General features: G+C 44.1%; 17 protein-coding genes and 1 tRNA gene. 11 read left to right on the forward strand and 7 right to left on the reverse strand.

The features are described 5' to 3' along the window. Positions 1-390: 390 nt before the first annotated feature. The 3 genes from AB6E54_RS18025 to AB6E54_RS18035 form a co-directional block, all read right to left on the reverse strand. Entirely contained in the window at positions 391-1,644 is a 1,254-nt protein-coding gene (locus AB6E54_RS18025) for an HD-GYP domain-containing protein (protein WP_372058744.1), read from the reverse strand. Positions 1,645-1,727: 83 nt separating this feature from the next. Then, positions 1,728-2,135: a VOC family protein gene (locus tag AB6E54_RS18030; protein ID WP_017055297.1), complete on the reverse strand. Its 408-nt coding sequence runs from the start codon at positions 2,133-2,135 to the stop codon at positions 1,728-1,730. A 582-nt stretch (positions 2,136-2,717) separates the two neighbouring features. Then, positions 2,718-2,802 (reverse strand) — tRNA-Leu (locus AB6E54_RS18035). A 194-nt stretch (positions 2,803-2,996) separates the two neighbouring features. Here AB6E54_RS18035 and AB6E54_RS18040 point away from each other — a divergent pair. Then, a complete protein-coding gene (locus AB6E54_RS18040) occupies positions 2,997-3,473 on the forward strand; it encodes an RDD family protein (RefSeq protein WP_017058939.1) in 477 nt (158 codons plus the stop codon). A 64-nt stretch (positions 3,474-3,537) separates the two neighbouring features. On the opposite strand, the gene lptG is transcribed toward AB6E54_RS18040, so the two are convergent. Continuing rightward, on the reverse strand, positions 3,538-4,608 hold the full coding sequence (lptG, locus tag AB6E54_RS18045; RefSeq protein WP_017058938.1) for an LPS export ABC transporter permease LptG: 1,071 nt from the start codon (positions 4,606-4,608) through the stop codon (positions 3,538-3,540). 3 nt (positions 4,609-4,611) lie between these two features. After that, positions 4,612-5,712, reverse strand: coding sequence for an LPS export ABC transporter permease LptF (gene lptF / locus AB6E54_RS18050; protein WP_017058937.1), 1,101 nt, complete (start codon positions 5,710-5,712; stop codon positions 4,612-4,614). A 192-nt stretch (positions 5,713-5,904) separates the two neighbouring features. Between lptF and pepA the strand changes: the two genes are divergently transcribed. The 5 genes from pepA to AB6E54_RS18075 all read left to right on the forward strand — a co-directional run bounded on the left by pepA (position 5,905) and on the right by AB6E54_RS18075 (position 12,125). Beyond that, positions 5,905-7,425, forward strand: coding sequence for a leucyl aminopeptidase (gene pepA, locus AB6E54_RS18055; protein WP_017058936.1), 1,521 nt, complete (start codon positions 5,905-5,907; stop codon positions 7,423-7,425). A 99-nt stretch (positions 7,426-7,524) separates the two neighbouring features. Beyond that, positions 7,525-7,974, forward strand: a complete 450-nt coding sequence (locus tag AB6E54_RS18060; protein ID WP_017066664.1) for a DNA polymerase III subunit chi — start codon at positions 7,525-7,527, stop codon at positions 7,972-7,974. A gap of 102 nt (positions 7,975-8,076) precedes the next feature. After that, on the forward strand, positions 8,077-10,950 hold the full coding sequence (locus AB6E54_RS18065) for a valine--tRNA ligase (protein WP_372100564.1): 2,874 nt from the start codon (positions 8,077-8,079) through the stop codon (positions 10,948-10,950). 228 nt (positions 10,951-11,178) lie between these two features. Further along, the gene (locus tag AB6E54_RS18070; protein WP_017058933.1) at positions 11,179-11,583 is read left to right on the forward strand and encodes a DUF2061 domain-containing protein; all 405 of its coding nucleotides are present in this window, start codon (positions 11,179-11,181) and stop codon (positions 11,581-11,583) included. A gap of 47 nt (positions 11,584-11,630) precedes the next feature. Next, complete coding sequence (locus tag AB6E54_RS18075; protein WP_017066666.1) at positions 11,631-12,125, forward strand: GNAT family N-acetyltransferase; 495 nt, start codon at positions 11,631-11,633, stop codon at positions 12,123-12,125. A 49-nt stretch (positions 12,126-12,174) separates the two neighbouring features. Here the strand turns inward: AB6E54_RS18075 and AB6E54_RS18080 are convergent, their stop codons facing one another. Together AB6E54_RS18080 and rraB are read right to left on the reverse strand one after the other, a co-directional pair. Then, entirely contained in the window at positions 12,175-12,969 is a 795-nt protein-coding gene (locus AB6E54_RS18080) for a glycosyl hydrolase 2 galactose-binding domain-containing protein (RefSeq protein ID WP_017058931.1), read from the reverse strand. 125 nt (positions 12,970-13,094) lie between these two features. Continuing rightward, positions 13,095-13,511, reverse strand: coding sequence for a ribonuclease E inhibitor RraB (gene rraB / locus AB6E54_RS18085; protein WP_017058930.1), 417 nt, complete (start codon positions 13,509-13,511; stop codon positions 13,095-13,097). A gap of 576 nt (positions 13,512-14,087) precedes the next feature. Between rraB and arcA the strand changes: the two genes are divergently transcribed. From arcA to AB6E54_RS18110, 5 genes are all read left to right on the forward strand, one after another. After that, a complete protein-coding gene (gene arcA, locus AB6E54_RS18090) occupies positions 14,088-15,308 on the forward strand; it encodes an arginine deiminase (RefSeq protein ID WP_372106828.1) in 1,221 nt (406 codons plus the stop codon). A gap of 157 nt (positions 15,309-15,465) precedes the next feature. Then, entirely contained in the window at positions 15,466-16,470 is a 1,005-nt protein-coding gene (locus AB6E54_RS18095) for an ornithine carbamoyltransferase (RefSeq protein WP_017063738.1), read from the forward strand. A 266-nt stretch (positions 16,471-16,736) separates the two neighbouring features. Further along, positions 16,737-17,666 carry an aspartate carbamoyltransferase gene (pyrB, locus tag AB6E54_RS18100; RefSeq protein ID WP_012604860.1) on the forward strand — a complete coding sequence of 310 codons (930 nt, stop codon included), beginning with the start codon at positions 16,737-16,739 and terminating at the stop codon, positions 17,664-17,666. A 12-nt stretch (positions 17,667-17,678) separates the two neighbouring features. Further along, the gene (gene pyrI / locus AB6E54_RS18105; protein WP_017058927.1) at positions 17,679-18,140 is read left to right on the forward strand and encodes an aspartate carbamoyltransferase regulatory subunit; all 462 of its coding nucleotides are present in this window, start codon (positions 17,679-17,681) and stop codon (positions 18,138-18,140) included. 136 nt (positions 18,141-18,276) lie between these two features. Continuing rightward, on the forward strand, positions 18,277-18,666 hold the full coding sequence (locus AB6E54_RS18110; protein WP_004735319.1) for a RidA family protein: 390 nt from the start codon (positions 18,277-18,279) through the stop codon (positions 18,664-18,666). Positions 18,667-18,745: the final 79 nt, after the last annotated feature.

Here is an 18,745-nt window from a genome sequence, read left to right on the forward strand (position 1 = left end):
ATATTCATCAACGAGTGCCCACACAGATTGATAGGTTTAAATTGTTAAAGAGCTTCTCTTCGTTGTGACTTACATCACTTCGGAAGAGGCGGCCATTCTAGCGATTTAATTCTCAGTGTCAAACACTTATTTGGAATTAATTCCTACTTTCTAAAAGTAGAAGCGAATCATCGCTTAAAGCTAGTTGCCTTACTAACATTTCTCGCTGAAGCCTTGTGGCGTCTGCCGTGTCAGTGAGGCGGCATTATAGAGATGCCGCTCATATTGGCAAGCAATAAATGCGTTTTTTATTAAAAAAAGAGGTTAAGCGAAGACATTTCAACCAAGGGCTTATTTATACCACTTTCACCCCAAGTTTCGAACAAATTACCCACAACGACCTGTGGATAACTACTCTCCACTATCAAAAAAGTAAGATAAACGAGCCCTAGGGTTTAGATACTCTCGAACTTGTTCAGGTAATTTGCTTGGATGAACGGCATTAACGATTTTGATCTCTTTAATAAAGAGGTCAATGATCGGAGCTTGGGTTCTTGGCACGCTAGGATCATAGATAAGTACATTTGGATAAAGCATATGTTTAGCGTTAACGGATATCACAATCCCAATCGAGTCATTTGAAAGCTGTACTACAGTTCCTGGTGGATAGACTCCCATGAACTTAACTAACAGCCCCAAGTTATCTTGGCTATATAGATGCTTGCAGCTCTTATATAGGTGGGACAGTGCCAAATACGGGATCATTTGTTGAGATTGCGTTTTACCATGGCAAAGGTTATCAAATGCATTAGCCACGGCGACTATCTTGGCAAATTCATCAATCTCATGTTCTTTTAAGCCCTCGGGGTAGCCAGAACCATCATTCATCTCATGATGTTGAGCGATCACCTTTTTAGCACTTTCAGGAAAGTCATCAATTGCCGATACAATATCCGCACCGTATTTAGTATGAAGCTTCAGGTAGTTCTCTTCTGGCACCGTTAGTGCACTCTGCTTTCTTAGTATCGCGACTGGTATTTTGATCTTGCCTACATCGTGAAACAACGCTGCGAATGAGAGGTCTTTCAATTGCTGTGTGTTATAGCCTTTGGCCTTTCCTATCATCAGTGCAACAACCGAAACATTTAGAGTATGAAAGTAAATATCTTCGAAATCTGCTTTAGCATTCATAAGGTGCAAGGTGACGTTATCATCGCTCACTAGAGTTTCAACGATATCATCAACAAGAGCCTTAACCTCCCCTACCGCATCTAAAGGTCTGTTACGGATCTTGGTCATCACAGATCGCATTCGAGCAAGCGAACGTTCAAACTCTCTCTCACAATGACTCACCCTGCGGCGGTAAGAGCTAAGGGTTTCGATACGCTCATGCTTATCTTTCCACATTCTTTCCGTTTCAAGGCTTACCTGTGAATCAATATTGACTTCTTGTTCACCTACGTGATTAACAGGTAAAGGTGAGGTATCACTTTGACTCAGGTTTATATAGACGTGCTTAATCCCAAGATGTCGAATTACTTTTACTTGAGCGTCATCTTTGATTTTAAAGCTGTTGAATAAAAATGGGTGTTCATTCCATTTTACGGGGAGTCGTATATGCAGACCGGGCTGAATGCGATCTACGGTAATCTTTATGCTGCCCATTTTTATATATAATATTGATGATTAATCTCTATTTATAATTCTAATAAAACCAAGCAGCAATTTCACTATCCAATTTCACAGGCTCAACTTAAAGAGTCGCAGTGCACCATCCAGCGTATACCGAATTTATCTTCTACTTTGCCAAATCGAGCCCCCCAAAAAGTATCTGCGAGTGGAGTCATTATCCGCCCTCCCTTCTTGAGCTTTTCAAAGATTTGTTCTTGAGTCGCGGTATCTTCAGTCACAAGAGAGAGAGCGAGATTGTTGCCTTCAAGTTCTTTTGCCTTAACACCATCAGACATCATCAGCTTCATACCAAACGCTTCGAACTCAGCATGCATAACCCAATCAGGTTGAGCGCCCTCGATTACCTGTGGTGCATCACTAAAAAGCTGCTTAGATAAAACCACACCACCAAAGCACTTGTGATAAAAATCCAACGCTTCATTACAACGACCATCAAAAAACAAGTAAGGGGTTACTGTCAGCATATCTATCTCCTCTGTTAGTCCTTTAAACATAGACAATAGAAAAGAGAATGACAGGTAACATCATGATTTAAGATAATTAATTCATTATCAGATCGAATAGCGAAGGGAAATTATGAGATTTAGGAGTGAAACATCAAGATCTGTCTGATTGAAGAGCAACTGCAACGACACGCCGGATTTCAAATTCACATACGTCCAAAACATAGAAAGGTCGCTATAAAAGCGACCTTTCTATGTTTGGTACCGATAGGCGGACTGATTGGACAGGCATTCTTGCCGCCACCGTGAAGGCAATGCTTCCTATACCCCACAACAAAGCCCCGATTTTCATCTAGGCTTTGTCATTTAAATATGGTGCCGGTAGGTGACTTGACTGGGCTTGCATCCAAGCCGACACGCTGGATTTAAAATTCACAAACGCCCAAAACGACGAAAGGTCGCTATAAAAGCGACCTTTCTATGTTTGGTACCGGTAGGCGGACTGATTGGACAGGCATTCCTGCCGCCACCGCGAAGGCAACGCTTCCTATATCCCAGATACAACAAAGCCCCGACTTTCGTCGAGGCTTTGTCATTTAAATATGGTACCGGTAGGCGGACTTGAACCGCCACGCCCGAAGGCAACGGATTTTGAATCCGTCGTGTATACCAATTTCACCATACCGGCATTATCTTGGGGCATTGCCCTTTCGATGTTTGGCATTATACGTATGCGAACTGATGTGGCAAGTATAAAAACTTGAATTCATGTGTGTTTGCCGATAATTTCGCCACTAAGTCATAAGCTGTGCGTCATGTCTCTTTTCAGGCTAAGCCTTAAACTATATTCTGACGCCTCAATTTTTAAAGAAGTAATAACACATGACATCAACAAACACTCTGCCACCAGCAGGAGTCATGCGCCGATTTGGTGCCTTGTTCTACGACGCTCTGATCGTAATCGCTATTGAAATGTTGGCGGCTGGCGTCATTGTCGCTCTACTGCACGCGCTCATGGCTCTCGGCATTTTTAACCACAGCGGTTATGCCGATGTTAGTGACTTCTTAACCAACCATCCGATTTGGAGCCCTGCATATACCTTTTACTTAGTCGCCGTTTGGGTATATTTCTTCGTGTTCTTCTGGACTAGAGCTGGTCAAACTCTCGGCATGAGAGCTTGGAAGCTGCGCGTTCAAAACAAAGATGGCTCAGCGATCACAGTAACTCAGGCGCTGATTCGTTTAGGTACTTCAGGTTTTGGACTGGCAAACCTATGTGTTCCATTCGATCCTGAAAAACGTGGCTTTCACGATATCTGGGCAAAGACCGAAGTCGTTGTGTTACCACAAGCACGATAATGTGATTTAAGTTAGCTCCAATCAAGATCAAAAAAGGAAGGCGTTATGCCTTCCTTTTTACTATTTACAGTTTCCGCCTCAAGAGCATGATGGCAATTCCAAGGAACACCACGCTCGGGGCTATTGCGCCAAAGGCGGGTGGTATTTGATAAACCAAACTCACTGGGCCAAAGAACTCACTGGATATATAGAAGGTAAAGCCAGCAATAACACCTGACAAAATCCTCGCACCCATGGTCACACTACGCAAAGGACCAAAGATAAACGACAGTGCCATCAACATCATAACCGCGATCGAAATTGGCTGGGTTATCTTTCTCCACAGCGCCAATTCATAGCGTGATGCATCTTGCTCTGACGCCTTCAGATAAGAAACATAATCATACAACCCACTTAACGATAGCTCTTCTGGTTTAACCGTTACTATCGCCAACTTATCTGGAGCTAATGACGTTTCCCAAGAGTAAGTCGGTAAACTTTCTTTAGTAATTTGAAGTTCGTTTTCAAAAGACGTGATCTCTACATCCTTCATCGTCCACACGTTGTCTCCAACGTAATCAACTTCGTCAGAATAAATAGCGGTTTTAAGTGCCTTGTTTTCATCAAAGCGCCACATGTTCATTCCATATAGCTTCTGGTCATCGATTTTGACAATGAAGATGAAGTCATTGGCATCACGAGCCCAGACACCACTTTGCGTCGAAATAATATTACCACCAGCAATCGAGATAGTTCTTAAATCACGAGCCATTTTCTGCGCTTGCGGTGCTCCCCATTGACCAAGCAATGTCACCACGATCATCAGTGGAATAGCTGTTTTAAGTACTGATAGGCCGATATCTAACTTAGAGAAACCAGCTGCCTGCATAACGACAAGCTCAGAACTTGCAGCAAGCATACCAAGCCCTATCAATGCGCCAAGCAATGCAGCCATTGGAAAGAACATTTCGATATCACGAGGGATACTCAATAAAACGAAATACAGCGCTTGTAATAGATCGTATGTACCACGGCCAACTTTTCTTAGCTGTTCTACATATTTGATGATCCCAGAGAGACCAACAAACGTCACCAATACCAGTGACGTCGTTGCGATGATGGTTCTGCCTATATATAAATCGAGAATCTTAAACACGGCTTAAGCCAACCTCTTATTCTTGAATTTTTCTTTCAAACGCCTTACTGGCACGCTATCCATAAAGTTGGCACCAATCGCGACAAATAACAATAACGCATTGATTGGCCACATGCCGATTACCGCAGGAATGCTCCCCTCTTCGATTGAAGACTTGGTTGCACTGATTGCTAAGAAATAGGTGAGATAAATCAGTATTGCTGGGCCGATTTTCGCAAAACGACCTTGTCGAGGGTTTACCGCAGACAGTGGCACGACAAGCATGGTCAACAATGGAATACAAAGTACCAAAGAAATACGCCACTGCAACTCTGCTTTCGCACTATTATTTGAGTTACCAATCAGTTCAAGCGTAGGGATCGCTTCCCAGTCTCGACCTTTCTTCTCAACTTCACGCTGACCAATCAGGCCTTCGTATTCTTCAAAGTGCGTCACCCTGTAGTCGAGGCGAGTCGGAATGCCTTCATGACGAGTACCATCGTACATTACGATCACTTGGCGACCATCACTGAGCTCTTTTACATCACCTGACTTCGAGAACATCACACTTGGCAGTACAGAATCACGCGGACGCATTTGAGCTACGAACACGTTTTCTAACTTATTACCGTCGATATCATCAATAAACACGACAGAAGAGCCATCCGGCGTACCTTCAAACTTACCTTTTGGTAGCAAATCAACGCTGTTCTCTGCAGCTACTTCTTCATACATTTGTTCAACTTTGTCTTGTGACCAAGGAGATAACCAAAATGAGTTAAAGGCTGCAACAGATGCCGTAATTAAAGCGAGGTAAAGCGCAGATTGGATCAGGAATTTATTACCGATACCGGTGGCGTTCATGACCACTATTTCACTTTCAGCGTAAAGGCGGCCAAAAGTAAGCAAAATACCAATATAGATACTGAGTGGAAGCATCAATAGGCCCATCGCTGGCATATTTAAGCCAACAATCGACAATATAAGACTCGCAGGGATATCACCATCAGAGGCATCCGCTAAAACACTGATGAATTTTTGGCTGAGAAACACGAGAAAAAGAACAAAAAAGATCGCAAATTGGCTCTTGATTGTCTCGCGGATCAAATATCTAACAATAATCACGCTCAAATTACCTATACAAAACTTGTTTTTTTGATTGAATCACTATAATTTCCCGTTGAACCTTTTATTTTTTTAAATTTTTAGCTAAGTGTTAGCGTTCTTCTTTAAGGTTAGTTCCATTATAGGATCCAACAAGTAAGAACCCATTATCTAACATTTAGTTCGATTTGTCTTCAGGATGTAGGAGTACGCATGGAGTTCAGTGTAAAAAGTGGCAGCCCAGAGAAACAGCGCAGCGCATGTATCGTTGTCGGTGTATTCGAACCGCGCCGCCTTTCTCCAGTAGCCGAGCAATTAGATAAGATTAGCGATGGCTACATTAGTTCACTGCTTCGTCGCGGTGATCTAGAGGGTAAACCTGGCCAGATGCTACTACTGCATCAAGTACCTGGTGTACTTTCAGAACGTGTTCTACTGGTAGGCTGTGGTAAAGAACGTGAGCTAGGCGAGCGTCAATACAAAGAAATTATCCAAAAAACCATCAGTACACTAAACGAAACAGGTTCTATGGAAGCTGTATGTTTCCTTACAGAACTTCACGTTAAAGGTCGCGACACTTATTGGAAAGTTCGCCAAGCGGTAGAAGCGACTAAAGATGGTCTTTACACATTTGACCAATTCAAGAGCAACAAGCCAGAGACTCGTCGCCCACTACGTAAATTGGTATTCAATGTACCAACACGTCGCGAATTGAGCCTGGGTGAGAAAGCAATCTCTCACGGCCTTGCTATTGCTTCAGGTGTAAAAGCGTCTAAAGATCTAGGCAACATGCCACCAAACATCGCAAACCCTGCTTACCTTGCTTCTCAAGCTCGTCGTTTAGCCGACGATTACGAGACAGTGAAGACTAAGATCATTGGCGAAGAAGAGATGGAAAAACTGGGTATGACATCATACCTAGCAGTTGGCCGTGGCTCTAAAAATGAATCGATGATGTCTATCATGGAATACAAAGGCGCTCCGGATCCAGATGCGAAGCCGATTGTATTAGTCGGTAAAGGTCTGACTTTCGATTCAGGCGGTATCTCGCTTAAGCCTGGTGAAGGCATGGATGAGATGAAGTACGACATGTGTGGTGCGGCGTCTGTATTCGGTACAATGAAAGCACTGGCTAAGCTGAACCTGCCTATTAACGTGGTTGGTATCCTAGCCGGTTGTGAAAACATGCCGGGCAGCAATGCTTACCGTCCAGGTGATATCCTAACGACAATGTCAGGCCAAACGGTTGAAGTACTCAACACTGATGCTGAAGGTCGCTTGGTTCTATGTGATGCTCTAACTTACGTTGAGCGTTTTGAACCTGACTGTGTTGTCGATGTTGCTACGCTAACTGGCGCATGTGTTATCGCTCTAGGTCACCACATCAGTGGCGTTCTATCGAACCACAACCCACTTTCTCACGAACTTGTTAATGCTTCAGAGCAAGCAAGTGACCGTGCATGGCGTCTACCAATGGCAGACGAGTACCATGAGCAGCTAAACAGCCCATTCGCTGATATGGCGAACATCGGTGGCCGTCCTGGCGGCACAATCACTGCTGGTTGTTTCCTGTCTAAATTCACTAAGAAGTACCACTGGGCACACATCGACAGTGCTGGTACAGCTTGGAAGTCAGGCGCAGCGAAAGGCTCGACAGGTCGTCCTGTCTCAATGCTAGTCCAATTCTTATTGAACCGCAGCGGCCAAGAGACTGAAGAGCAATCTTCAAAATAATAAAAAGGGCCTACGGGCCCTTTTTTAATAAGCGCTATTTGTTAGACCCTGTTAACCAAGTAACATTGATATCCACGATTTTCAGTTCGAGTATTAAGTATGCAGACTGCTACATTTTACATTGTGCCTTCAGACAGCCCGCAAGCCAGCGAAGATGGTTTTGCTCACTATGTGCTGTTTCTTGCTCAGCACTTTGCAAAACAAGGCGCTAAACTTTATCTCAACTGTAATGACAAAGAGCATGCCGAGCGTATTGCTGAAGTTTTCTGGCAAGTCGAACCCTGTGATTTTATTGCGCACAACTTGGTTGGCGAAGGCCCGAAGTATTCAACCAACATCGAAATTGGCTATCAAGGCGTAAAACATAATTGGAATCGTCAGCTAGTAATTAATCTGGCCGATAATCATACAACCTTTGCGAACGCCTTTGCTCAGGTGATAGACTTCGTCCCTTGCGAAGAAAAAGCTAAGCAACTCGCTCGAGAAAGGTATAAAATTTACCGTCAAGCTAGATATCAGCTACAAACTATCGAGATTCAACATCCATAGTCAAACCTCATAGTTAAAGCTATCTTTGGATTTAGATTCAAGAAGCTTCACTTATGAAGTTTGACCACGATTAACCATTCACAGTATCCGTTTAAGAGCACTATGGAAAAGACATACAACCCAACATCAATCGAACAAGCTCTGTATAAGACTTGGGAAGAGAAAGGCTACTTTAAGCCACACGGTGACACATCAAAAGAAGCTTACAGCATCATGATCCCGCCACCGAACGTCACTGGCAGCCTACACATGGGTCACGCGTTCCAAGATACGATCATGGATACGCTTATCCGTGCTCAACGTATGAAAGGCAAAAACACGCTTTGGCAAGTGGGTACTGACCACGCTGGTATCGCAACTCAAATGGTTGTTGAGCGTAAGATTGCTGCCGAAGAAGGCAAAACAAAACACGACTACGGCCGTGAAGCTTTCATCGACAAGATCTGGGAATGGAAAGGCGAATCAGGTGGCACGATCACTCAACAACTTCGTCGTCTTGGTGCATCTGTAGATTGGGATCGTGAACGATTCACTATGGATGACGGCCTATCGGCTGCGACTCAAGAAGTGTTTGTTCGTCTATACGAAGAAGACCTAATCTACCGTGGTAAACGTCTAGTAAACTGGGATCCTAAACTGCACACTGCAATCTCGGATCTTGAAGTTGAAAACAAAGACAAAAAAGGTTTCATGTGGCACTTCCGCTACCCGCTAGCGAACGGTGTTAAAACGGCAGATGGTAAAGACTACATCGTTGTTGCGACTACTCGTCCTGAAACCATGCTTGGCGATACTGGTGTTGCTGTTAACCCAGAAGATCCTCGTTACAAAGATCTTATCGGCAAAGAAATCCTACTTCCTGTTGTAAACCGTCTTATCCCTATCGTAGGCGATGAGCACGCAGACATGGAAAAAGGCACGGGTTGTGTGAAGATCACTCCAGCTCATGACTTTAACGATTACGAAGTGGGTAAGCGCAACAACCTACCGATGATCAACATCCTAACGTTCAATGCTGATATCCGTGATGCTGCTGAAGTCTTCACGACTAACGGCGAAGAAAGCGATGTTTACTCAACAGGTATCCCTGCTAAGTACCAAGGTATGGAGCGTTTTGCTGCACGTAAAGCTATCGTTGCTGAATTCGATGAGCTTGGTCTTCTTGAAGAGATCAAAGATCACGACCTGACTGTCCCTTACGGCGACCGTGGTGGCGTGGTTATCGAACCAATGCTGACTGACCAATGGTACGTGCGCACAGCACCTCTTGCAGAACCTGCAGTTAAAGCGGTTGAAGATGGTCAAATCCAATTCGTACCTAAGCAGTACGAAAACATGTACTTCGCGTGGATGCGTGACGTGCAAGACTGGTGTATCTCTCGTCAACTTTGGTGGGGCCACCGTATCCCAGCATGGTACGACAACGATGGTAAAGTTTACGTAGGTCGCACTGAAGAAGAAGTTCGTGAAAAGAACAACCTAGCGCCTGTTGTTGTGCTTAAGCAAGACGACGACGTACTGGATACTTGGTTCTCTTCTGCACTTTGGACGTTCGGCACACAAGGCTGGCCTGAAGATACTGAAGCACTGAAAACATTCCACCCATCTGAAGTACTAGTATCTGGTTTTGATATTATCTTCTTCTGGGTTGCTCGTATGATCATGATGACCATGCACTTCGTGAAAGACGAAGATGGCAAGGCTCAAGTACCTTTCAAAACTGTTTACATGACAGGTCTTATCCGTGATGAAAACGGCGATAAGATGTCTAAGTCGAAAGGTAACGTACTTGACCCAATCGACATGATTGACGGCATCGGCCTTGAAGAGCTAGTAGAGAAGCGTTGTGGCAACATGATGCAACCTAAACTGGCTGCTAAGATCGAAAAGAACACACGTAAAACATTCGAAAACGGTATCGAACCCTACGGTACTGACGCACTGCGTTTCACTCTTGCTGCTATGGCTTCAACTGGCCGTGACATCAACTGGGACATGAAGCGTCTTGAAGGTTACCGTAACTTCTGTAACAAGCTATGGAACGCAAGCCGTTACGTACTGATGAACACAGAAGAGCACGACTGTGGCATGTCACTGTCTGTAGAAGACCGTGCAAACATGGAATTCTCTCTAGCCGATAAGTGGATTGAGTCTCAGTTTGAAGTTGCAGTGAAAGAGTTTAATGCTCACCTAGACAACTACCGTCTAGACATGGCAGCAAACACGCTTTACGAATTCATCTGGAACCAATTCTGTGACTGGTACTTAGAGCTAACTAAACCTGTTCTTTGGAAAGGTACTGAAGCTCAACAACAAGCGACTCGTTACACGCTTATCACGGTTCTTGAGAAGACTCTGCGTCTTGCTCACCCTGTTCTTCCTTACATCACTGAATCTATCTGGCAGAGCGTTAAGCCGCTAGTAGACGGCGTTGAAGGCGAGACAATCATGACTCAAGCGCTTCCTCAGTTTAATGAAGCTAACTTCAATGCTGAGATCGTTGACGACATCGAATGGGTTAAGACTTTCATCACTGCTATCCGTAACCTACGTGCGGAATACGACATTGCACCAAGCCAAGGCTTAGAAGTAATGATCAAGGTTGCTGATGAGAAAGATGCCGCTCGTATCGAAGCGAACAAGATCGTTCTTACTTCTCTAGCTAAGCTAGACGATATTAAAGTTCTAGCTGATGGTGAAGAGACTCCTGCTTGTGCAACTAAACTGGTTGGCAAATCTGAGTTGATGATCCCAATGGCGGGTCTTATCGACAAAGATGCAGAGCTTGCTCGTCTAGATAAAGAAGTCGCTAAGACTCACAGCGAGATTAAACGTATCGAAGGTAAGCTAGGTAACGAAGGTTTCGTTGCTAAAGCACCAGAAGCAGTTATCGCGAAAGAGCGTGAAAAGCTTGAAGGCTACAAGGAAACTCTTGTTAAGCTTGAAGAGCAAAAAGCGACAATCGCTGCGCTTTAAAACCGAGTGAACGAGAAGGCTTCAAACTTCTCGGTCTAAATAGAAAGGTTGGTCTTGGTGACCAGCCTTTTTTTATGTCCCTGATTCCAATATTCCAATGCTTCTCACTCTAGCCGCACTGATTGATAGGTTTCATCTATCAAATTAATCTCTACTTCCCATTATACTTAATGATAATAATTCTCAATAATAGACCTATCAAAACAACACAACGACTGAGTAATTATCATGAAAAAGACACTAACCTTTGCTGCATTACATTTTACTATCGCATTTAGTGTCGCTTATGTACTAACAGGCGACATCTTAATTGGTAGCTTAATCGCTATGATTGAGCCCTCTGTGAATACTGTTGCCTTCTATTTTCATGAAAAGGCGTGGGCTCAAGTTCCAGCTCTTAAAGCTCGCCAGTGGATGACCAAATTAAAAACAGCAAGCTTTGCTACCATCCACTTTAGTGTTGCCTTTACCGTTGTCTACTTGTTGACTGGAGATGCTTTCATAGGCGGCGTGATGGCTTTGCTAGAGCCAACTTTAAATACCGTTGCTTACTACTTCCACGAGAAAGTCTGGTTACGTAAATCAGGCGACCAAATGGCACAACAACAATTCTGTTTGCACCAACATGCTTAGTCACCATATATTGGGTCACATATTAGTGACCCTTTCATAGGCAGATCATGGAACAAATTGCTGAGTTCACCCTTAGACCCATTACACCGCAAGACAACCCAAGCATCGCACAAATCATTCGCCAAGTTTCGGCTGAGCATGGACTCACAGAAGATAAAGGTTATGGCGTAGCCGACCCAACACTCGATGATATGTACTCTGTCTATAGCCAAGCGAATGCAATGTACTGGGTTATCGAACACAACGGAAAGATCGTCGGAGGCGGTGGCTTTGCCCCTCTAGCAGGTAAACCCAATGTGTGTGAGCTACAAAAGATGTACTTCTTACCGCAAACTCGAGGGCATGGCCTAGCCAAGCGAATTGTCGCTTTGAGCTTAAAGCAAGCCAAGCAACTTGGGTATCAACACATGTATTTAGAAACGACGAAGTGCTTGGGTGCTGCGGTCAAACTCTATGAGAAGCTTGGGTTTGAGCATCTTGAGTCAGCTTGGGGAGAAACAGGCCACGACGCTTGTGAGGTTGTCATGGCCAAGTCGTTATAAGCAGAATGCGCCGCTATAGCGAAAGAAGATAACGCTAAAATATACGGAGTTAACGTAGAAAGTTACTGACGCAAGAAGTTGGGTTCAAGGCAACAAAAGAACTCTCTTCTTGCCCATCAAGTACCACTTCTAATGGGTATAGATACTTGGGGTTAGGATTCTCAATATCAAAAATGATAGGAGCTTCGACCTGGAACACGACGCCAGTATGTTCAGCGCGTACATCAATCGGCATCACGAGAGTCATACCATTAAACTTGATGGATGCCGATACTAACCCCGCCTTTAGCGTTTGATAGATAACATCCACTTTAAACTCACAGCCACCACCGTGGTGCCAGATCTGCTCTGTGACAACTTGCTCTAGCTTGACGTTTCGAACGAACTGCAGGTATGGCGCTTGCCAAATCCCGATGCGTGAATCAGATTTAGCGATAGCCTGTGAAGATACAGAGTCATCCATGTCTTCTTCAAGCAATAGGCTCTCCTCTTCTTCAAGGAAAAGGATCTCGAAACGGTTTCGGCCGGACTGCATATAAGGACGGATATCTTTACGGTATTCAGCTTGGCTACCATCACAATCAAAAACAGCCACACCATTAAGTCGAACTTCAGCAAAATAATCGACTCCAGCCATCACTAACTCAACAAATGGACACGCTAACATAGCGTCATCCACTTCGATGTCGTGCATCAGGTGCCACTCTTGCTCTGCAATTTGACTTTCACTCAAGCTATCAGGGAGCTTTGAGCTTAACGGAGCCGGAAAGGTGATGTCATCTTGTGGGATAGAGAGATCCGTCAGTGGCGAAATTTGCCAAAGACCATCGAGAAGCAACCGCATATCATTCCTTGAGCTAGATCAATTTTGACCGCATTATAATGAATGAATGCATATAAAGACATTTATTTTTCTGAGGGTAAAAAAATGCCAGCTCGAGGCTGGCATTTTTTAAAATTGGGAAAGAATTACTCTTCGCCTTCATCATCTTCGTCTGGGTAGATAGCATCTTCACCTTCGTAGTAAGTGCCCCAACCGTCGTAGATAATGTCAAACTTCTCTGCAAGGTTTACAAGCTTCTCAACTTGCTCATCAATCGCTTCTGCATTCAGAGTACATTGCATCGTTGCATCACAACAAAGTAGCTTATTGCCATCTTCGTCTTCTGTCTCTTCAGCTTCAAGCACTTCAAAGCCCATTTTGAATGCTTCAACAACCGCTTTCTCAAGCACATCGAAATCTTCAGCAAATAGGTGATGCTCGATATCGTATAGAGCTTCAGGATCGCTACCATCTTCAATTAATGCTGTAATGATGTCGCGAGTCTCTTCCTTTTGAAATTCAATTAATTCCGCTACTGATAGATATTCATCTTCGTGAGACATGTGTCTGCTCCAGAGTGTTGACTATGAAAAGATCAAATTTGATTGCCACGAAATATGGCACGGATCGTCCAGAAAAGCCACCCAGATCAGGCCTAGAAAGGTAAGTTTATCGCGAGATCGCAGCGCCAATATCAATTCAAAAGTGAAATCAAAATCACAGAAACAAATTTTCAACATTTTATTAACTGCGCCGTATTTTAGCATTTCGTTTTTGTGGCCACTTTAGGGCTTATTGAATAAAACTTGCGTGATTAGTCACGTTAGGTGCATACGCTAAACCGCTTTTGGGGTGCATAAATCCTCAGCTTGTTATCAAAAAGTGCATAATAGTGAATAAAAAATCACGATTAATAAGCAAAATTCAATTCTAACAAGCCACGAATTGAGCATAGATCCTCAAAAACGTTGTTCCATTCGATAGCCAGTTAGTTGGAATTTAATCTGTATAAACTTAAAAATCACAGGTTTTATGACCAATTATTACCCAAATACCTTGTATTAACTCAATCTACAAAACTTGCATATTACGGACAAGCTTGTCATAAATAGACGCTGGATTAATAGTAAGGATGCAAAATGAGTAAGCTGTACGTTGGCTCCGAAGTCGGTCAATTGAGACGAGTTCTCCTAAATAGACCTGAAAGAGCACTCACCCACCTCACCCCTTCAAACTGTCATGATCTTCTATTTGATGATGTACTTGCCGTTGAAGCCGCTGGTGAAGAACATGATGCCTTTGCAGAAACGCTGCGCAGCCAAGACGTAGAAGTACTACTGCTGCATGACCTGCTAGTAGAAACGCTTGCCGTATCTCAGGCTCGTGAGTGGTTGCTGAATACTCAAATCTCAGATTTCCGTTATGGGCCGACTTTCGCCCGTGACTTAAGAAACTACCTTGCTCAAATGGATAATGAGCATCTAGCAACGATCTTACTCGGTGGCTTGGCCTACTCTGAGCTTCCTATCAAATCATCATCGATGCTGCCTAAAATGCATCGACCACTCGATTTCGTTATCGAGCCACTGCCTAACCACCTATTTACGCGAGATACTTCTTGCTGGGTTTATGGCGGTGTATCGCTTAACCCGATGATGAAGCCTGCACGTCAACGTGAAACGAACCACCTGCGTGCTATCTACCGCTGGCACCCAGTGTTCGCAGGCCAAGATTTCATTAAGTACTTTGGTGATGAAGACCTTCACTACGACAACGCTAACATTGAAGGCGGTGACGTACTGGTTATCGGTAAAGGTGCGGTACTGGTTGGTATTTCAGAGCGTACTAAACCACAAGGTGTCGAAAACCTAGCGGCTAGCTTATTTAGATCAGGCCAAGCGAGCGAAGTGATTGCGATCGATCTACCAAAACACCGCTCTTGTATGCACCTTGATACGGTGATGACACACATGGATATCGACACGTTCTCTGTCTATCCAGAGATCGTGCGTAAAGACCTAGACACTTGGCGCTTAACGCCAAAAGAAAATGGCGAAATGCGTGTCGAGAAAGCTGAAAACTACCTGTCAGCGATTGAAGGCGCGCTAGGCCTTAATCAACTGAAGATCATCACAACCGGCGGTGATAACTACGAAGCTGAGCGTGAACAGTGGAATGACGCAAACAACGTACTGACAGTGAAACCAGGTACCGTGATTGGTTATGAACGTAATGTTTACACCAATGAGAAATACGACAAAGCGGGTATCGAAGTTCTAACGATTCCTGGCAACGAGCTAGGCCGTGGTCGTGGCGGCGCGCGCTGTATGAGTTGCCCTATCGAAAGAGACGGTATCTAAGTCAAAGAGCTCAGTTAAACAGACTCAATAGTCTTATCTAGGCCAGTATTCATTTACTGGCCTTTTTTATCAAATTGATAAAATAAATATTCACAAATATAGCATTTTTATGTTTAACTAAGTTCTTCATTGATTCTATATACGCAAGGAGCGAGAGATGGCCTTTAATCTTCGCAATCGTAACTTTCTAAAACTTCTCGACTTTACTCCTAAAGAGATTCAGTTTTTACTCGACCTGTCTGCTGACCTAAAAAAAGCTAAGTATGCAGGCACTGAGCAGAAGAAACTCAACGGCAAAAACATTGCTTTGATCTTCGAGAAAGCATCAACTCGAACACGATGTGCGTTTGAAGTGGCCGCCTTTGATCAAGGTGCTCAAGTCTCTTACCTTGGCCCTTCTGGTTCTCAGATTGGTCAAAAAGAATCAATGAAAGATACGGCGCGTGTATTGGGACGCATGTACGATGGCATCGAGTATCGTGGCTTTGGTCAGAGTATCGTTGAAGACTTAGGCGCTTATGCGGGCGTGCCGGTTTGGAATGGCTTAACCGATGAGTTCCACCCTACTCAGATCTTGGCTGATTTCCTCACTATGCTTGAGCATGGCCGCGGGAAGCATCTACACCAAATCAGCTTTGCTTATCTAGGCGATGCACGCAATAACATGGGTAACTCTCTGTTAGTCGGAGCCGCGAAGATGGGCATGGATATTCGCCTTGTCGCGCCTAAAGCATTCTGGCCAGAAGAGCAGCTTGTTGAAGAGTGCCAAACCATTGCGCAAAACACTGGCGCAAAAATCACGTTAACTGAAGACGTTGCTGAAGGCGTGAAAGGTTGTGATTACCTATACACCGATGTTTGGGTTTCGATGGGCGAAGCCCCTGAAGCTTGGGACGAACGTGTGGCGGTAATGAAACCATACCAAGTGAATATGGATGTCATTAAGCTAACTGGTAACCCTCAAGTGAAGTTCATGCACTGCCTACCCGCTTTCCACAACAATGAAACTGTGATTGGTCAGCAAGTCTCTGACAAGTATGGAATGAACGGCTTGGAAGTGACTGACGAAGTGTTTGAATCTGACTACTCGATTGTATTTGATGAAGCTGAAAATCGCATGCACACCATCAAGGCGGTGATGGTCGCGACGCTTGGTCAATAGACAATAATGAAAGTAAACAAAAGCTTGATGTAATCGCTTGCGCTCACAAATTGAAAGCGTATAATTCTCGGCAATTTGTCTGAGAGTAGTGAAAATGACGTCAACCAATATTGTGATAACACATAGTAATATTGTGAAAACACCAAATATTGCTCGTAAGCTAAGATGCTTACCAGGCCGTCTATTCTGCTTTTCAGCACTTTTTTAAAGCCTCCCATTATGGGGGGCTTTTTTATGGCCAATACATTATTGTGGGGAAGAAGATCATGGCGAATTCGCTCTATCAAAAGCACATCATCTCAATTCCAGAGCTTTCTCGTGAAGAGCTAGAATTAATTGTTCAAACGGCAGGTCAGCTAAAGGCTGAGCCAAACCCAGAACTCATCAAGAACAAAGTTGTTGCCAGCTGCTTCTTCGAACCTTCTACGCGAACTCGTCTCTCTTTTGAAACTGCGATTCAACGCATCGGTGGTGATGTGATTGGTTTCGACAGTGGTGGTAACACTTCTTTGGCAAAGAAAGGCGAAACGCTAGCGGACTCGGTACAGGTTATCTCTTCATACGTTGACGCTTACGTGATGCGTCACCCTCAAGAAGGCGCAGCGCGTCTGGCTTCTGAGTTCTCAAACGGTGTTCCTGTTATTAACGCAGGTGACGGCGCAAACCAACACCCAACACAAACGTTATTAGACCTATTCTCTATAGCTGAGACACAAGGCCGCCTCGACAACCTAAACGTTGCATTCGTTGGTGACCTTAAGTACGGCCGTACGGTTCACTCGTTGACTCAAGCACTAGCAAAATTCGACAACATCTGTTTCTACTTCGTGGCTCCAGAAGCACTAGCGATGCCAGACTACATTTGCGAAGAGCTTGATGAAGCGGGCATCAAGTACCAACTATTGACGGACATGGAAGATGTGATTCCTGAACTAGATGTCTTGTACATGACTCGAGTTCAAAAAGAGCGCTTCGATGAGTCAGAATACGCGCACATAAAATCCGCATACATCCTGACCGCTTCGATGCTGGAAAATGCACGCGATAACCTGAAGGTTCTGCACCCTCTTCCTCGCGTTGATGAAATTACTGTCGATGTCGATAAAACACCTTACGCTTACTACTTCCAGCAAGCAGAGAATGGTGTTTACGCCCGTGAAGCATTGCTAGCCCTTGTTCTTAACGAAACGCTGTAGAGGAGATATATAATGTCTAAAGAGACTCAATTAAAAGTTGAAGCAATCAGAAACGGTACTGTTATCGACCATATCCCAGCCAATATCGGGATCAAGGTTCTAAAACTGTTCGACATGCACAATTCTCATCAGCGCGTGACGATTGGCCTAAATCTGCCGTCTTCTGCACTAGGCGGAAAAGACCTGCTCAAGATTGAGAATGTGTTTATCACAGAAGAACAGGCGAGCAAGCTGGCACTTTATGCGCCTCATGCAACAGTGAACCAAATAGAAGATTACGAAGTAGTTAAGAAGCTACCACTAGAACTTCCTGAGCAAATCAACGATGTGTTCGAGTGTCCAAATACTAACTGTATTACTCACAATGAACCGGTTGAAAGCAGCTTTAAGATCTTTGAAAAGAAAGAAGATATTCGATTGAAGTGTAAGTATTGCGAAAAAGTCTTCTCTCGCGAGATCGTGACAGAAAGATAACGTCATACGGCAAAGAAGACCGAATGTAAAAACTATCAAATACCTCGCCTATACGGGGTATTTTGCGCTTTACCTAGCCAAAGTTTGAAGGCACACTGAAAATTGATTTTTATCTAATAACTGATGGAATAAACCAATGACTAAAGTACTTCACACAGAATCTGCTCCAGCTGCAATCGGCCCATACGTACAAGGCGTTGACCTTGGCAACATGGTACTGACTTCTGGTCAAATCCCAGTAAACCCAGCAACTGGTGAAGTATCTGCTGATATCGCAGAGCAAGCTCGCCAATCTCTAGACAACGTTCAAGCGGTTGTTGAAGCTTCAGGCCTGACTGTAAAAGACATCGTAAAACTAACGGTATTCGTTAAAGACCTAAACGACTTCGGCACAGTAAACGAGGTTTACGGCAAATTCTTCGATGAGCACGGCGTTGCAAACTACCCTGCACGTTCATGTGTTGAAGTAGCTCGTCTACCAAAAGATGTAGGTATCGAGATCGAAGCTATTGCGGTTCGCAAATAGCTTTTAATCTCTAGATTAAACACCTTCGGATAAACGACTTAGCGTAATGCTGAGTGTTTATTAGATACAAAAAAGGTTG

Source organism: Vibrio sp. 10N.247.311.49 (assembly GCF_041467655.1).
In the GTDB taxonomy this organism is placed as follows: Bacteria; Pseudomonadota; Gammaproteobacteria; order Enterobacterales; family Vibrionaceae; genus Vibrio; species Vibrio crassostreae_C.

Coding starts and splice junctions, on each gene's coding strand:
- AB6E54_RS18025 (WP_372058744.1), bottom strand. CDS start 1,644: ATGGGCAGCATAAAGATTACCGTAGATCGCATTCAGCCCGGTCTGCAT.
- arcA (WP_372106828.1), top strand. CDS start 14,088: ATGAGTAAGCTGTACGTTGGCTCCGAAGTCGGTCAATTGAGACGAGTT.
- AB6E54_RS18065 (WP_372100564.1), top strand. CDS start 8,077: ATGGAAAAGACATACAACCCAACATCAATCGAACAAGCTCTGTATAAG.
- pepA (WP_017058936.1), top strand. CDS start 5,905: ATGGAGTTCAGTGTAAAAAGTGGCAGCCCAGAGAAACAGCGCAGCGCA.
- pyrB (WP_012604860.1), top strand. CDS start 16,737: ATGGCGAATTCGCTCTATCAAAAGCACATCATCTCAATTCCAGAGCTT.
- AB6E54_RS18075 (WP_017066666.1), top strand. CDS start 11,631: ATGGAACAAATTGCTGAGTTCACCCTTAGACCCATTACACCGCAAGAC.
- rraB (WP_017058930.1), bottom strand. CDS start 13,511: ATGTCTCACGAAGATGAATATCTATCAGTAGCGGAATTAATTGAATTT.
- AB6E54_RS18080 (WP_017058931.1), bottom strand. CDS start 12,969: ATGCGGTTGCTTCTCGATGGTCTTTGGCAAATTTCGCCACTGACGGAT.
- AB6E54_RS18070 (WP_017058933.1), top strand. CDS start 11,179: ATGAAAAAGACACTAACCTTTGCTGCATTACATTTTACTATCGCATTT.
- AB6E54_RS18060 (WP_017066664.1), top strand. CDS start 7,525: ATGCAGACTGCTACATTTTACATTGTGCCTTCAGACAGCCCGCAAGCC.
- AB6E54_RS18110 (WP_004735319.1), top strand. CDS start 18,277: ATGACTAAAGTACTTCACACAGAATCTGCTCCAGCTGCAATCGGCCCA.
- AB6E54_RS18040 (WP_017058939.1), top strand. CDS start 2,997: ATGACATCAACAAACACTCTGCCACCAGCAGGAGTCATGCGCCGATTT.
- AB6E54_RS18095 (WP_017063738.1), top strand. CDS start 15,466: ATGGCCTTTAATCTTCGCAATCGTAACTTTCTAAAACTTCTCGACTTT.
- AB6E54_RS18030 (WP_017055297.1), bottom strand. CDS start 2,135: ATGCTGACAGTAACCCCTTACTTGTTTTTTGATGGTCGTTGTAATGAA.
- pyrI (WP_017058927.1), top strand. CDS start 17,679: ATGTCTAAAGAGACTCAATTAAAAGTTGAAGCAATCAGAAACGGTACT.